Raw genomic sequence first — 14946 nt, 5'->3', positions numbered from 1 at the left:
GCATGAAGTTTTTGCGTCAGTTGTCCTTCCGTCCCGTTCTCCTATCCCTGCTGCAAGCCTACATTCTCGTGCTCGCAGTGTTCTTCCTGCTCCCCGTCATCGCCTCCGCCCAGGAACAGACCGAAGACCAGGCCGCAACCCGCCAGTGGGCCGGCAACTGGCTCGTGGTCGGGCAGGGTGATGAACAGCTGGTGTGGCAGCTCAAGGCCGACGGCACTGGGTTTGCCCACGGCTTCCGCGCCGACGGCCAGCTCACCCACGGTTTCGCCATTTCCTGGCGCATCGAGGGCGACACCGTGCGCATCCGCACCGGCGGCACGCTGCACTGCAACAGCGGTATGGTGTACGCGCAATTTACCGGCTGGAGTCCCGTCACCCTAGACTTCAACGTGATCGATGGTCGTCATTGGCGCCAGCACAACGGCGGTATTTTGGCGTTCCAGCGCCGCCTGCCGAACTGGGAGACCCCAAACCACGGCGCCGCGTGCCCCAACCTTTACCAAGCCGATGGCAAGGACACCCAGCAGACGGCATCCACGGGTAACTGATCTACAGTGCCGGCCACGCGGCGAATGGCAAACGTGCGGGCATTGGCAAAAGTGGCTCCGCGGCCAGCACCTCGCCGCCCGTGCGTTCAGGTGCTACCCACCGACGGCGTGAAGCAGTGGACCGAGCTTCATCGACGAATCGAGTTTCAGGGACGAATAAAGCGCAAGTGGAGAACTGCTGTGATACAGCAACGCTTTATTCCCACCGTGCTAATGGCAATGCTCGCCGCGCTCGCCCTGAGCGCCGGCGCTGTCACCCAGGGTCCATCTAGCCAGAGCCGCGCTGCCGGGAGCAAAAATCCCGTAACCAGAGACAGGGGCAGCGCGTCCGCCACGCAAAAAGCTACTGACCCCGCCGACAAGGGTGGTGCACCCGGGCCAAAGCCGTTGACCGGGCAAGCTACCCCACACAACGAGGATGAAGGCGAGGCCGAGTACCGCGGCTGGCAGGCCAGGTCCCGGTTGCAAGCGGAGCAGTGGGTGGGCAACTGGCTCATCTCGCGCGATGGTGAAGCCCAGCACGTGTGGAGCCTGAAGCGCGATGGCACCGGCCGCTCCTACGCCTTCTCCGATCAGGGCGGCACGATGAAATTTGCCTACGGCTATGACATCCGCTGGTATTTCGACCCGTTCACGCAGATGGCCAATATCAAGACCGAGCGACGCATCGTGTGCCGCGGCGGCCGGATCTATCCCTATTTCCTCACCCTGAAATCCTATGAGAGCGACTATGCGGTGAGGGGCAAATACGCGTGGCAGACCACCTGGACCGAGGCCAGCATCGGCGCCAACTACCTGCAGAAATCCCTGGTGGTATTCGTCGCTCCCTTGTCCGGATGGCACAACCCGGAAAAAGACGCCCCCTGTCCCGAATTTCCCCGTATGGACATTGAGAAAGATATCGATCTCGCCCTCGACCGCTGGGAGATGGAGGCGGTGCGCCAGCAAGAACAGGTAGATACCACCCCCGCGGAGGGCGAGCCGGAATTTGAAGGTGAAGAGTTCACCGGTGAGGGTTTCGGTCCCACCGAAGATACCGGCAAGGACAAACCCAAGGGCCAGCTGCCGCAACAGCGAAAACCCAGCGCCAAGGCGCGGGTGAAAGACCGCGCAGCCAAACCGGCGGACAAGCAACACCGCAAGCCCAAAAAACGCAATTCCAACTGACCCCAGCTCAACCCGGAGGCCGCCGATGAATGCACAGGTAAAGATTGATCAGCTACTGCAGCGCCTGAGCCCGATCCTCAATCGGGAACACCTGGTGATGTGCCAGTTGAGCGAGGAACAGCTGCGGGAATTGCTCGGCGACTGCCTGTGTATATTCCGCGAGCGCGAAGGCTTGTCTGCTCTGCTGCCGCGGCAGATCGCGGCGCGGGAACGCCTGGCGACACTCGGCGACTTCCGCCAGATCACCCTGCATTTTTCCTCCTGCCAGCAGGTGCCGGGACTTATCGCCAATGTGGTGCGGGAACTGGCCGACGCGGGGATTCAGGCCAACGTGGAGTCCGCCCACTATCACGAGCACATCCTCGTGAGCGAGCGCGATACCGCTCAGGCCATGCAGATCCTGAACGGGATCAGTAACCGCCTGCAGTACAGCTGAGTGCGGGCGGCCGACACTAAACTGAAGCGACACAAATCGCAGTGACGGCAGGGAGTGCCACGAAGGAGCTCCCTGTCGGCCATGCATATCGACTACCCCGCACCGCTGCCCCACGGCCGCATCCGCCAGTTACTGCCGGATTTTTTTGTGGTGCGGGGAACGGCGCGGGTCGCTCCGGGGGTCGTGGTCAATCGCAACATGGGAATAGTGCGCAGCGGGGATGACCTGCTGTTGGTGAACCCGGTGCGACTCTGTCCGGTCACCGAGGAACGGCTGTGCGATCTGGGGCAGGTGCGCCAGGTGGTCCGCCTCGGCTTCTACCACGGCTGCGACGATCTCTACTACCGCGACCGCTTCAATGCCTTTTTCTGGCGCCAGGCCCACTCCGACCACTATCCATTGCCTCCCGCCGACCAGTTGCTGAGCGACAGCGGCAAATGCCCTGTGAGCGGCGGGCGCGTGTTCGAATTCAGCCACAGCCAGGTGCCGGAAGCGGCACTGCTGGTACCGCAGGCTGGCGGCCTGCTTCTCACCTGTGACTCGCTGCAGTACTGGAACGGCTGGACCGGTTGCAGCTGGGCGGGCAAGTGGATGTTGCGGTTTAGTGGCGTTCACCAGGGGATGCAGGTGGTGCCGGCCTGGTGCCGGCGCGCAACCCCCGAGCACGAGAACAACCAGCGCTGGCTGGCGGTGGATTTCGAGCGACTGCTGGACCTGCCGTTCTTCCATTTGCTCGGTGCCCATGGCGACTTCTGTGCCGATCGCGCCCACGAGCTCGCCGAGCGCGCCGTCGCCAGCAGCTTTGTCGACACACCCGTAAGGCACTGATCGCGCCACTGCTTCCTCCGGCCGTGCCCCGCGTCCGTGCACCGGGCGGCGCGTGTTAAGCTGCGCCAGTTCTCCAGTCGACCCGTTATCTATTCCCAGAGTCCAGCATGAAAATAACCGCTCTCGCCACCGGCCTGATGATGGCCAGCGCGCTGCTCGCCGCCTGTAACGGCGACCTCCAGCCCCAGTCTCTGCAATCGGCATCCGCGACTTCACCGCAGCCCTCAACCCAATCCCTGCCCGGCGCCGACAGCGCCCGAGTGCGCAAGGACGTGGAGTTCCTGTCGGCCGATGCCCTCGCTGGGCGCCAGACCGGCAGTGCCGGCTACCAGCAGGCGGCGGACTATGTCGCCGCGCGCTTCAAGGCCCTCGGGCTCCAGTCCATCACCGGTGACGACTATTTCCAGCCGGTGCCATTCCGCGAAGCGAGCTGGGCCGGCGAGCGTGCAAGCCTCGTGCTGCACGGTCGCGACGGCGACGTCAGCCTGAAGCTTGGCGAGGACTTCATTGCCGGGCCGCCCACCACGGCCGAGAACACGTCAGTAACCGGCGAGCTGGTGTTCGTGGGTTATGGTATCGAGGCGCCGGCGTTCGGCCTTGACGACTACGCCGGCCTCGACCTCAAGGGCAAGATTGCGGTGATGCTGGATGGCCGCCCGCCGCAGCTGCCGAACGAAGTGGGTGCCCACTATTCCTCTGCGCGCACCAAGCGCAAGATCGCCGCCGCCCACGGCGCTGTCGGTAGCATCACGCTGAACACGCCGGCGCGGGAAGCCCGCCGCCCCTTCGCCCGCTCTGCTGCGCATCTGGCAGACCCCAGTTTCGACTGGCTGGGCGCCGACGGCATACCCGGCAGTGCGGTCGCCAGCATGCATCCGAGTATGGTGCTGGATATGCCGGCGGCGAAAAAGCTTTTCGCCGGTTCACCCAAGACTCTCGAAGCCGTTTTTGCCGAGATGGACAGTGGGGAGACCCCAAAGGGCTTTGCACTGTCCGCCAGCGCAAGCCTCGCCAGCCAGTCGAGCCACAAGCAGGTCATGAGCCCCAACGTGGTGGGCCTGCTGCCGGGCAGTGACCCGAAGCTGAAAAATGAGTACGTGGTGTTTTCCGCGCACCTGGATCACATCGGGGTGAACGAGCAAGCGCACGGCAAAGACGGCGAAGGCGCTCACGACCAAATCAACAATGGCGCCCAGGACAATGCCGCCGGCATTGCGGTCATGCTGGAAGTGGCACGGCTGTTCGCGGAAGCGGGCCAGGCGCCGCGCCGCTCGCTGCTGTTTGTGGCGGTAACGGCGGAAGAGGAGGGGCTGCTGGGCTCCGACTACTTCGCCCAGCACCCGCCGGTAGCGCCTAAGGCGATGGTGGCGAATATCAACCTGGATATGCCGATGCTGCTGTACCCGTTCCACGATGTGATTGCATTTGGTGCAGAGCATTCGAGCCTGGGTAAAACCGCGGCAAATGCGGCGGCGAGCACGGGTCTGAAACTGAGCCCTGACCCGATGCCGGAGCAGGTAATTTTCGTGCGCAGCGATCATTACAGTTTCGTGCGCCAGGGCGTGCCGTCAATCTACCTGATCACCGGTCGCGAGGCGGTCGATCCGGAAATCAACGGTACCGAGGCGCAGGAGGGATTCCTCAAGACCCGCTACCACCGCCCCAGCGATGAAGCGGATGCACAGATCAGCTATGTCGCCGCCAAGCAGTTTGCGGATGTGAATTTTGCGATTGCGAAGGAGGTGGCGGATGCGGAGCGGAAGCCGAGCTGGAATGCTGGGGATTTCTTTGGGGATCTTTATTCTGCTCAGTGACAGTTGATTGGTGCTTTGATTGACCTGCTGTGGCGGCAAAGCACCGGGGAGGGATTTTCAGGACCGCTGTGAATACCCGCAAGCGGGCCCGGCCGCCAATCACAGATTGGCGTCGTTAGGCAGCACGCAAAGCAGAGCTTCGCAGACGTTTGCCTAACCCATATACGCTGCGTCGGCGACGTCCATGTCGCCGACGCTCCTGAAAATCCCTCCCCGGCACTTTGCCTTCGCTTCAGATTTTGTACTTCATTAGCGCTTCTTTTTTATCACTATTGCCGTGCGCAGCTTTTCCTTTCCGAAACTCGACATCAGCGAAATCTCTTCCCGCGCGATCGGTAGATACTGGCTGTCCAGTGGATTGTCCTCGTCGTCCGCATCCGGGTCGTGTACGTAAAAGCACTCGGCGTCCATTCCTGTCAGCGTCACCCAGTGCGGTACCTTTTTTCCATCCAGGCGATAGGTACTGATCAGCAGTAATACCAATGCACCTTGCTCCAGCCAGTGTTGGCACTGCCCCTGGGTGAAGTCCTGTTCGACGATGTGCAGGCCGCTGCTTTCCGCCTCGCGGCGAAAGTCCGCATCCACCTGTTCCATCACCGCTTTTTTCTTCGGGTTGCGTACGCTGTCGATAAACAGGGTACTGCTCTGGTTCAGGTAGACCTCGCAGGTGAACCCGCGTTTCTGCATTGCCAGCGCGAGGCCGATGGGGTGGCAGCCGCCGTGCCCGGAGGTCATGAAAATGGTGGTGGCTTCGCGCCACAGCGCGAGTTCGTCGCTGGCGTTGGGGACATAACCCGGGTCGAGTCCGGCCATGGCCATCATCGCCGCGGCGGGGCCGCAGGTGAATTCCGTGCGCTGACCGTACCAGGGGACTGCTACCGTGTGTAGGTTTTCCGGGCGGTAGCGGATCCGTTTCTGCATGCGCAGGGCATTGCCGGCGTCTTCATAATAGTTCGCGTAGCTGCCGAAGGTTCGGTAACCCAACTGTTTGTACAGGGCGATGGCGGCGCTGTTTTGCTCGGCCACCTCGAGGCGCATGTACAGGCGCCCGCTGTGGCTGCTGGCATCTTCTGCCGCAGTGAGCAGCGCCTTGCCAACCCCTTGGCCGCGCCCGGCGGTGCCGACGGCGAGGGAGTAGAGGCGTGCGAGGCGAGTGCCGCGGCGCAGCAGTACCAGTACATAACCCAGCAGGGTTTGGTCCAGCTCGGCCACCAGAAACACGCGGTTGTCCGCTTTTACCCAGTGGCGGAAGCGGCGGCGGCTGAGGCGGTCGCCGCTGAAGCTGGCCTGTTCCAGCTCAGACAGGGCGTCGATGTCCCGCTCTTCGGCGGGGCGTATTTGAAATGAAAGGGGTTCGGGGGGCACGGGGATCGGGGCAGACATTGGCGGGCATACTACCGAGGGGACACCGCAACAGTGCGGCGCAAGAAAGTTAGCAAATGGGTTAAAAAAAGATAGTCCCGCCTGATCAAAAAAAAACCTGTTGGCGCGAAAAAATCAGTAGGCGCTGGGGCCAAACTCTTCTATCGTTCGAAAAATTACCGGGGTCTTTTCCTGACCCTGTTTCTCCCCACCTCCATCCTGCCGAGGTACTTTCCGGTTTCATGTCCCAAGTCCTGATAGTGATCGACCAGCCCGAAGACTGGGCTCCCTACTACCCCAGTGAGCGGGTGATTACTTTTGCCGATTACCTCGCGCTGCCGGCGCGCCAGCAGCGGGTGCGGGTGATTAACCTGTGTGGCAGTTACGACTACCGCAGTGAGGGCTACTACTGTTCGCTGCTGGCCGAAGCGCGCAGCCACAATGTGCTGCCAAGCGTGCGCACCCTGAATGACCTGGGGCAACCGCAGCTATACAAGCTCCAGCTGGCCCAGGCGATGCCGTCGCTGGCGAAACTGAAACCGCCGGCGCCCGGTGCCGAATGGGTGGTGAAATCCTACTTCGGCCGCTGCAGCGAGCCGTCCCTGCAGCCGCTGGCGCGGGCACTGTTCGACCGCTTCGCCTGCCCGGTGCTGGAGATCCACCTGCGCGCGGATCACCAGTGGGAAATCGTCGAGCTGAAAGTCTGTTCCCACAAGGAGCTGAACGAGGCCGAGGAAACCGAATTTGCCGAGGCGCTGGACAATTTCAGCAACAAGGTCTGGCGCCAGCACAAGAAGCCGAGTAACACCCGCTACGACCTGGCGATTCTGGTGAACCCGGAAGAAAAACTGCCGCCGTCGGACGGACCCGCGATCAAGAAGTTTATCAGCGCCGGGCGCGAGCTCGGGCTTTCGGTGGAGCTGATCGGCCCCGGGGATTACATGCGCCTGTCGGAATTCGACGCGCTGTTTATCCGCGAGACCACCGCTATCGACCACCACACCTACCGTTTCGCCAAGAAGGCCGAGGCGGAGGGATTGGTGGTGCTGGACGATCCCACCAGCATCATGCGCTGCACCAACAAGATCTACCTCGCCGACCTGTTCGAGAACAACAAGGTGCCGGCGCCGCGCACCCGTATCCTGCGCCGCGGCGACGAAGAAGGGGTTCGTCGGGCGGCAGCGGAGTTGGGCCTGCCGATGGTGGTGAAAATCCCCGACGGCGCCTTCTCCAAGGGGATGGTGAAAGTGAACTCGGAAGCGGAGCTAGGCAAACTCGACGAGCTGTTTGCGGAGTCCAGTCTGCTGCTGGCACAGGAGTTCCTGTACACCGAGTTCGACTGGCGCATCGGCATACTCGACAACAAGCCGCTGTATGCCTGCCGCTACTACATGGTCAAGAATCACTGGCAGATCTACAGCCACACCAACAAAAAGAGCATCAGTGGCGGCTTCGATACGTTGCCCACCTTCGAAGTACCCAAGGCGGTACTGCAGGCGGCCATCAAGGCTACCAAGCCGATTGGTCGCGGCCTCTACGGTGTGGATGTGAAGGAGTCCGGCGGCAAGGGTTACGTCATCGAAGTAAACGACAACCCGTCCATCGACAGCAGCGTGGAAGACAAGTATCTGGGCAAGGAACTCTACCGCCTGATCCTGCAGGAATTTATCCGCCGCCTCGAGGCCAGGCGCGCGGGACAGCAGGCGGAGTAAAGCGTCACATACAGTGAGGGCTCACGCAGTGGCGGGTCACGCCATCTGCCGGCAGAGTTCCAGCCAGCGCTCAATCCCGGCGCTGCGGTACTTCTGCCGGTGCAGGGCGAAGTAGAACTCGCGGTGGAAATCCCGCTGCGGCGCCGGCAGTTCTACCAGTGCACCGCGTTTGAACGCATCGGTGAGTGAGACGCGCGACAGGCAGCTGATACCGAGACCAGCCTCCACCGCACGCTTGATCGCCTCGGTGTGCTGGAGTTCGAGGCGGATGTTCAGCTCCGGCAGCAAGCCGGCCATCGCGCGCTCGAAGGTCTGGCGGGTACCTGAACCGGTCTCCCGCAGGATCCAGGTGGCCGCCTTCAGGTCTTCATCGTCCAGGCGGGCGCGCCTGGCCAGCGGGTGATCCGGCGCGCAGAACACCACCAGTTCATCGTCCCGCCAGGGAATCATCTCCAGGTCCGGGTGGTTGAGCTCACCCTCGATCAGCCCCAGATCCAGCTCGAAGTTCAGCACGCCCTGGGCAATGGCCGAGGTGTTGGCCACTTCCAGTTCCACCCGCGCACCCGGCTGCTCCTCCATATAGCGGGCCATAATCCCCGCCGCCAGATAGTTGCCGATGGTGAGGGTGGCGCCGATCTTCAACCGGCCCAGGTCGCCGTGGGCCAGTAGCGTTGCTTCCAGTTCCCGCGCCCGCTCCAGCAACTCCTCCGCCCGCGGCCACAGTTGTCGCCCCAGCTCATTGAGCCGCAGGCGCTTGCCGGTGCGCTCGAACAGGCGCAGGTCGAACTGTTGCTCGAACTCCTTGAGCGCGGTAGACGCAGCGGACTGGGACATGTTCAGGCTCTCCGCCGCGCGGCTCACATTTTCGTGATGGGCGCAGGCGAGGAAGACCTCAAGCTGGCGCAGGGAATAGCGCACGGGCACTCCTGGTTAATCAATAAAACAGATAACGAATATCGAAATATCCCATTTTCCCTATGGATAAACCAGAGCTAGAATTCACCCAGCAAAAAGCTCAGGAATAAGTGGTTCTATTGATATGTCTAATTTGAATAAGGAGACGGTGCTCGAAGTCCATCACTGGAACGACACCCTATTCAGTTTCAAGACCAGCCGCGATCCCGCTTTCCGCTTCGAAAACGGCCACTTCACCATGATTGGCCTGGAGCAGTCCAACGGCCGCCCATTGCTGCGCGCCTACTCGATTGCCAGTGCCAACTACGAGGACGAGCTGGAGTTTTTCAGCATCAAGGTGCCGGACGGTCCACTGACGTCACAGCTGCAGAAAATCCAGCCCGGCGACGAGATCTATGTGGGGCGCAAGCCCACCGGCACCCTGGTGGCCGACCACCTGCTGCCGGGCAAGCGCTTGTGGCTGCTGTCCACCGGCACCGGTCTGGCGCCGTTCATGAGCATTATCCGCGACCCGAGTGTGTACGAACGCTTCGACCAGGTGATCCTGACCCACGGTGTGCGGTACAAGTCCGAGCTGGCCTATCAGGACTACATCGAAAAAGAGCTGCCGGAACACGAGTTTTTCGGCGAGATGGTCCAGCAGGGGCTGCTGTACTACCCCACTGTGACCCGCGAAGCCTACCGCAACAACGGTCGTCTCACCGACCTGATGCTGTCAGGCAAACTGTTCAGCGACCTGGGGCTGCCCAAGCCGAATGTGGAAGAGGACCGTTTCATGTTGTGCGGCTCCCCCTCCATGCTCAAGGATCTGACCAAGATCCTCGACGACTGGGGTTTCAAGGAAACCCGCGCGGGCGTGCCCCGCGAGTACGTGATCGAGCGCGCGTTTGTAGAGAAATAATTTTCGGGTTCGGTTCAACTGCACCCGCTATGCAGATGGCGGCGCCGGTATCGGCGCCGCCGCTGTATATTCCGCAGCCAGTGCGACTGAATACCGGAGTCGGTACTTTGAGGATGTCCGCGTGAAGGATTGCGCAAGGACAGTAAAGGAATTGCGCGTTTTTGAAGTGTCGACTCCCGTGTTCGGTCAGGCTCAGCGCAGGCTACTGCGTTCCCGCCACCAGCTCAGCACCAGCGCCGCCAGCAGTGCGAGCGCGATCCAGTAGCGCGGCAATGGCGCTCTGGCTCCGTCGTCCGCAACCTGCGGGCCCAGTCGCGCACTGGCCATTAGCCGTATCTCTCGCCGCTCGATCGCCGCGCGCCACTCTGGCCAGGCATCTATCCCATGCACGTAAAAGCCAAAATCGGACTCCGCCAGCTGGTACCAGCCGGATTGTTGCGGCCAGAAACTGTAGCAGCGTCCATGTTCGTTGTTAGCGGCGGGCGCGCCACCCAGTGCAACCGGCTGCTGTATCCCGCTTCCCGTTTCAGCAGCACGGCGCAGCTGCGGCGGATTTTCCGCGAAGCCTTCGCTGCACAAACCGATCCGTTCACCGGCGCGCGGCAGCTCCGTGCTGACCGCGACGCCTGTGTGTTCACCCCTTAGCGCCAGTTGGTGATCGAACAGCTGCTTCCACAGTTGCGCGAATTCGCGGGCATTTCCCGCGGTCTGCCAGCGGTAGCTGTTGCGGAAGAAAACGAAACCGATGGATGACTGCGGCTGCACCCGCGCCCAGTAAATCACCTGCTCGCCGGCAGAAATCGCGGCATCGCCGTCGTGTACCTGCACCGGTCGCAAACCCGTCAGCTGCAGGGCAGGTATTTCGGTGTCTGCTGCCGGCTCAGCATAGGCAACAGCGCTCGCGACGGATTTTTCCAGCGGCATACCGCGACTGGTGGCATAGGAAACAAACGCCGGTGAACTGTCGTCATCCACCAGCCACAACAGCGATTTATTCGTCGCGAGCTTCTCCAGTTGTTTGCGCTGCGCGGCAGTAAATTGCGACCACAGGCGACTGTCGAGAATCACAAGGTCAATAGGATGTGCGCTGTCCAAAAGATTATTTTTGATCGGCGACTGGTTGTTGAAGGTTTCGCTTCGCTGTATTTCCGGCGCCAGTTGTGTAACCACCTGGGTTGGTGTGCCCGACTGTCGCAACCAGCGCGCGAGCGCGGCGGATTCAAATCCGGGGCGCGCAAGCCACACCAGCACGTGTGGACTCTGTGGATCGCGCACTGTGACTGGTAGCGTTTCAATGCGGGCCGGGCTGCCCTCGGTTTCGATCCGCACCCGATACAACCAGTTGCCCGCCAGCTTCGGCCAGGCCTGCAGTATGAGCTCCCGGTTTTCCGTACTGAGCAGCGCAGAACCCGCGTCGCTACCGAACGGGTCTTCGAGCACCAGTTTTGCCGGTAATTGTTGTCCGTCATCCAGCGCGACCTGTAGCCGCAGCGGTTCACCCAGGTTGATTTCCCGCGTCCACTGTACTTGCCAGCCGGGCTGGGGCGATGTCTCCCCGGGTTGCAGGCGCACCGGTGGCAGATCTCGCAGACCATCGCGCAGCAGGCCATCACCGGGAATCTGCAGGGTGTCTGCGGACTGTATCTGTGCGGCGGAAAATTGACGGTTAACATCCGCGGCCGATGTGGCTTTGAGCTGTGCCTCCGATTCGACCGGCAGCAGCGCCGGCGGTGTAAACAGCGACCACACCAGTAGCCAGATCGCCCCCTGCAGTGCGATCTTGCCAAATCGCCGCAGAATGGAAGTTCCCTGGCGCAAAACCAGCGGCGTTGAAATTGCAAAACCCAGCAGGCAAATCAGGGGAAACCAGGACATCACGGTGTCGTCTCCGCGTTTATTTGCATCCATTCACTGAATGCGCCGACCGCTGGCTTTGCATGGGGCAGTGCAGGGCGCGCAGATGGCGATGGCAGCAGGGCGTAAAGCAGTGCCGACAGCTGTTGGCGACAATCGACACAGTCCGGTTGCTGTTGGTAGCGACGCAGGTTTTTGGCCAGTGCGATCTGGGTATTGGTGTCATCGCGCACGGCCGGCAATTGTCGCAGCGCGGCTTCTGCCTGCTCGTCGATGGCTTCGATATTTTGTACCCGTTCCAGCAGGGCGAGTAGTTGCGCGCGCTCGACGTCGTCGCGCTGGCTGTCGACCGGCGGCGGTGTTTTTTTGTCGTGCTCACCGGAAAGCCGCCGCGATTCGTCCAGCGGCGGCATTTCAAACCCGACCCGCTGCAGATAAATTCGCGACGCCTGCTGCACTTCCTTGATGTAACGCAGCGCTGTGTGCTGATAGGGCAGGGAGGCCTGCGGTTCCACAACCGACAGGTCTCGCCATGCACTCCACATTGCGTTGAGTGCACTGCGCAGCAGTTCCTTGGTTTTGGGGTCGAACAGGGTGGCGTGGTCGGAGCTGTCGTGGGCGTGCCCGACGGCGGCGATCACACCGCTGGCGTCACCGAACTGCTGATTGGTAGTGTGTTCTTCCTGGTGATCACCGTGTCCCTCTTGGCCGTGCTCTTCGCCATCGTGATCTTCGCCCTGCGCGTCGCCGCCGTGCTCCATGGTGGAATCCTCTTCACCGAGGAAGCGCCCGTAGCGCATACGCAATAAATTTTGTTCATAGGCGAGTGATTCTGAGCGTTTGCGGAATTCCCGCTCGGTTATCGTCTGCTGGTCCGCGAGCAGTGCTTCGGTGTCGATGATCAGCTGCCGCTGGCTGCGGAAATATTCCGGCAATACCTTAATCGCCATGCCTTCGGTGTCACTGAGTCCGAAAATTTCTTCCTGTGGCCAACGCAAAATAAAGTTCTGGCTTTTCTGTACATTTGCCTGCGGCTGGCGATTGTCACGCGCCTCGAGGTACCAGTAGAGTTCATCGCCGGGCTCGATTTCATACCGCTCCACCGGGATGGAAAAACGGTAGTGTTTCTGCGTGCCCTGTGCGCGCTGCGGTTCCAGCTTTATGCGCTCATTGCGAAAGCGCACATTCTCTCCGCTGCCACTGGCAAGCGTCAGCAGCAGATCTGTTTTGGTTATCGCAAAATCATCCTGCACGGCCACGCTGACTTGCAGCAGCGCGGACTGCGCGCGCCCCTGTACGTCGAGCACGGTCACATTGTCCCGCGGGTAATCGAAAGAAAACTCCGGCGGCCGGTCCGCCTTGACCTCGATATTGTGCAGATCCGGTAACAGTACCGGTTGCGTGGTTTCCGTGGCCGCGGCGGTCGGTACAGCAGTGGTGGGTACTAGCGAGAGCTGGTAGAAATCCGTTGCCGACAGCACGCGCGTCAGCTGCCAGCGGCTGCTCGGCAGCGAGTCAACCGGTGTGAAGTCAAATACCTCCTCGGCGGCGAGCATCTGCAAGCGGTCGGCGGGTGCGTTCAGGGTGACATCCCAGGTAACACGTGATTGTTCCGGTGCTTCGATTTCCAGATTGCTTAAGTACGCGGGGAGGCCGGTATAGGATGGCGGCTCGATGCGGGCACTTGCCTCGATTATGGCCGCAGTGGATTGTTGGGTTACATGCGCGTCGACAATGGCATCCTGTTGTACCTGTGCAACGGAGCCTGTACCCAGCTGCTTCACGGTAAAAAATACCAGCAGACCGATACAGGCACCGGTGGCATTGAGCAACGGGCTGCGTACACGGCGTGGGCCAAATTGTTTGAGTTCTCCCTGTTCCAGCAACGCCTGCAAAGCTCGCTCGGTGCGCTGGCGTTGCAGTTGCGCGAGCGGGGTCAGCGATTGTGGATTTTCCAGCAGCAGATGGCAGCTATCCTCCAGCTGCGGAAAGCGCGCATCCAGCCGGGCACACAGCGCCGCCGGCGGCAGGCGCCAGCAGCGGTCCAGCAGCACTGCCAGCACCACGCAGGCACCGGCGACTGCCATGGCCCAAGGTGGCAATGGTAAAAATTGGTGGGCTGCGGCCATCGCTGCAACGACGGCGAGGGCCAGCCAGGCATAGGGCGCCAGCGCGCGCTTGCGCCAGCGGCGCGCGGCTTGTCCGAGAACTTGCCCGAGAAGATGATGCTTACTCACCGTTTATCACCTCCGGTCGTCGCGGGACGTCGCCACAGCGCCAGCGAGCGCTCCAGCAGCAACAGCAGCGCAAAGGCAAATATCAGAGCCTGTTGCAGAGGCTGGCGTTGGCTGTGTATTACCTGCTCGTCCGCAAGCTCGGTTCCCGGCAGCGCATCCATCGACCACCGGCCACGGCTGGCGTGCTGCCACTGCCAGTCCTGGGTGGACCACTGCTGCCACAGTCGTTGCGGCAAATTCGCATCATGGGAAAACGCCGCACTGTGCCAGTCGCGCCGGTAGCGCAGCCAGCTGCCGCGGCCGACGGGCGCCGTTTCCAGCCCTGTTTGCGCATCAATATCGATAAAACGGAATGTGCTGTCCGCGGTTACCCGCGCATCGGAAATCAGCAGCCCGCCCGCGCGCAGGAATTCTGCAATCCGCTGCGGCAAGGGGCCGGGTGTGTCGTAGATCAGCCAGTCGATATCGCCAACAACCGGAGTTGCATCGGCCGGCAGCCGCTGCAGCACAAGTTGCGGCAGTGTGGATCCCGCCAGTTGTTGTATCAGCGGTTGCAGCCAGGCTGGCTCACCGCCGAGCACTGCGATACGCGGCAGCGCTGGTGTGTCCGCACCATTCCCGCTATTGGCGGCGTGCCATTGCCAGTGCGGGCTGTAGCGGAAGCTATCGTGGCCGCTGGCATTGTTTTCTCGCGCCAGCAGGATATGCGCGCGCCGAAACTCGCTGGCATCCGCCAGCTGAGACAGTGTCAGCCAGAGATCACGGGCGGCAGGGCGCGACTCGGTCACAGGCTGCGGCGATGGCTGCAACCAGTAGCCCTCACGAATCTGCGGGTGATCGGCGAGAAACTGCTGCAGATACGCCGGGGTTACTTCGGGGTCCACCAATAACCGTTGTGCCGAAGGCTGTGTATTCCGCAGCAACAGTGGCTGCGCCAGCGCGAGAACCAGCAGGGTGAGCAGTAGCAGGCGCAACAGCAGCAAAAGCTTGTCGCGTACAAACCACTGCTTCCAGCGGCGCTGGCGCCGCTGCTGCAGCCAGTGCACGGCCGCAAAGGTGATTTCCTGCGGGTTGCTTTGGCGCAGCAAATGAATAAGCAGTGGCACGGCGAGGGCGCACAGCAACCACAGCCAGGAGGGAATCTGCAGCAACAAGGTTTCGCTCACGGGCAT

12 protein-coding genes are annotated in these 14946 nt (G+C 61.7%); 7 read left to right on the top strand and 5 right to left on the bottom strand.

Features of this window, described 5'->3' with window-relative positions; all coding sequences use genetic code 11:
* Nucleotides 1-2: 2 nt before the first annotated feature.
* The 5 genes from R5R33_RS09195 (at nucleotide 3) to R5R33_RS09175 (ending at nucleotide 4793) form a co-directional block, all read left to right on the top strand.
* Entirely contained in the window at nucleotides 3-548 is a 546-nt protein-coding gene (locus R5R33_RS09195) for a hypothetical protein (protein ID WP_318952403.1), read from the top strand.
* Nucleotides 549-728: 180 nt separating this feature from the next.
* Nucleotides 729-1715: a hypothetical protein gene (locus R5R33_RS09190; protein ID WP_318952402.1), complete on the top strand. Its 987-nt coding sequence runs from the start codon at nucleotides 729-731 to the stop codon at nucleotides 1713-1715.
* A gap of 25 nt (nucleotides 1716-1740) precedes the next feature.
* The gene (locus R5R33_RS09185) at nucleotides 1741-2151 is read left to right on the top strand and encodes an ACT domain-containing protein (RefSeq protein WP_318952401.1); all 411 of its coding nucleotides are present in this window, start codon (nucleotides 1741-1743) and stop codon (nucleotides 2149-2151) included.
* A gap of 81 nt (nucleotides 2152-2232) precedes the next feature.
* Nucleotides 2233-2979, top strand: coding sequence for a hypothetical protein (locus tag R5R33_RS09180; RefSeq protein WP_318952400.1), 747 nt, complete (start codon nucleotides 2233-2235; stop codon nucleotides 2977-2979).
* A gap of 107 nt (nucleotides 2980-3086) precedes the next feature.
* A complete protein-coding gene (locus tag R5R33_RS09175; RefSeq protein WP_318952399.1) occupies nucleotides 3087-4793 on the top strand; it encodes a M28 family metallopeptidase in 1707 nt (568 codons plus the stop codon).
* A gap of 249 nt (nucleotides 4794-5042) precedes the next feature.
* Here the strand turns inward: R5R33_RS09175 and R5R33_RS09170 are convergent, their stop codons facing one another.
* Nucleotides 5043-6176 carry a GNAT family N-acetyltransferase/peptidase C39 family protein gene (locus tag R5R33_RS09170; protein ID WP_318952398.1) on the bottom strand — a complete coding sequence of 378 codons (1134 nt, stop codon included), beginning with the start codon at nucleotides 6174-6176 and terminating at the stop codon, nucleotides 5043-5045.
* Between the two features lie 221 nt (nucleotides 6177-6397).
* Between R5R33_RS09170 and R5R33_RS09165 the strand changes: the two genes are divergently transcribed.
* Nucleotides 6398-7867: a RimK family protein gene (locus R5R33_RS09165; RefSeq protein ID WP_318952397.1), complete on the top strand. Its 1470-nt coding sequence runs from the start codon at nucleotides 6398-6400 to the stop codon at nucleotides 7865-7867.
* Between the two features lie 36 nt (nucleotides 7868-7903).
* On the opposite strand, the gene R5R33_RS09160 is transcribed toward R5R33_RS09165, so the two are convergent.
* Nucleotides 7904-8785: a LysR family transcriptional regulator gene (locus tag R5R33_RS09160; protein ID WP_318952396.1), complete on the bottom strand. Its 882-nt coding sequence runs from the start codon at nucleotides 8783-8785 to the stop codon at nucleotides 7904-7906.
* A gap of 121 nt (nucleotides 8786-8906) precedes the next feature.
* Between R5R33_RS09160 and R5R33_RS09155 the strand changes: the two genes are divergently transcribed.
* Complete coding sequence (locus R5R33_RS09155) at nucleotides 8907-9683, top strand: ferredoxin--NADP reductase (protein ID WP_318952395.1); 777 nt, start codon at nucleotides 8907-8909, stop codon at nucleotides 9681-9683.
* 192 nt (nucleotides 9684-9875) lie between these two features.
* On the opposite strand, the gene R5R33_RS09150 is transcribed toward R5R33_RS09155, so the two are convergent.
* The 3 genes from R5R33_RS09150 to R5R33_RS09140 are packed head-to-tail and all read right to left on the bottom strand — an operon-like array spanning nucleotide 9876 to nucleotide 14946.
* A complete protein-coding gene (locus R5R33_RS09150) occupies nucleotides 9876-11558 on the bottom strand; it encodes a hypothetical protein (RefSeq protein ID WP_318952394.1) in 1683 nt (560 codons plus the stop codon).
* Entirely contained in the window at nucleotides 11558-13774 is a 2217-nt protein-coding gene (locus tag R5R33_RS09145; protein ID WP_318952393.1) for a hypothetical protein, read from the bottom strand. The genes R5R33_RS09150 and R5R33_RS09145 overlap by 1 nt, the downstream gene beginning before the upstream one ends.
* Nucleotides 13771-14946: a BatA domain-containing protein gene (locus tag R5R33_RS09140; protein ID WP_318952392.1), complete on the bottom strand. Its 1176-nt coding sequence runs from the start codon at nucleotides 14944-14946 to the stop codon at nucleotides 13771-13773. The genes R5R33_RS09145 and R5R33_RS09140 overlap by 4 nt, the downstream gene beginning before the upstream one ends.

The organism is Microbulbifer pacificus (assembly GCF_033723955.1).
In the GTDB taxonomy this organism is placed as follows: Bacteria; Pseudomonadota; Gammaproteobacteria; order Pseudomonadales; family Cellvibrionaceae; genus Microbulbifer; species Microbulbifer pacificus.
Note: the sequence above shows the minus strand (reverse complement) of the source record. Positions and strands in the feature narration are given on the sequence as shown.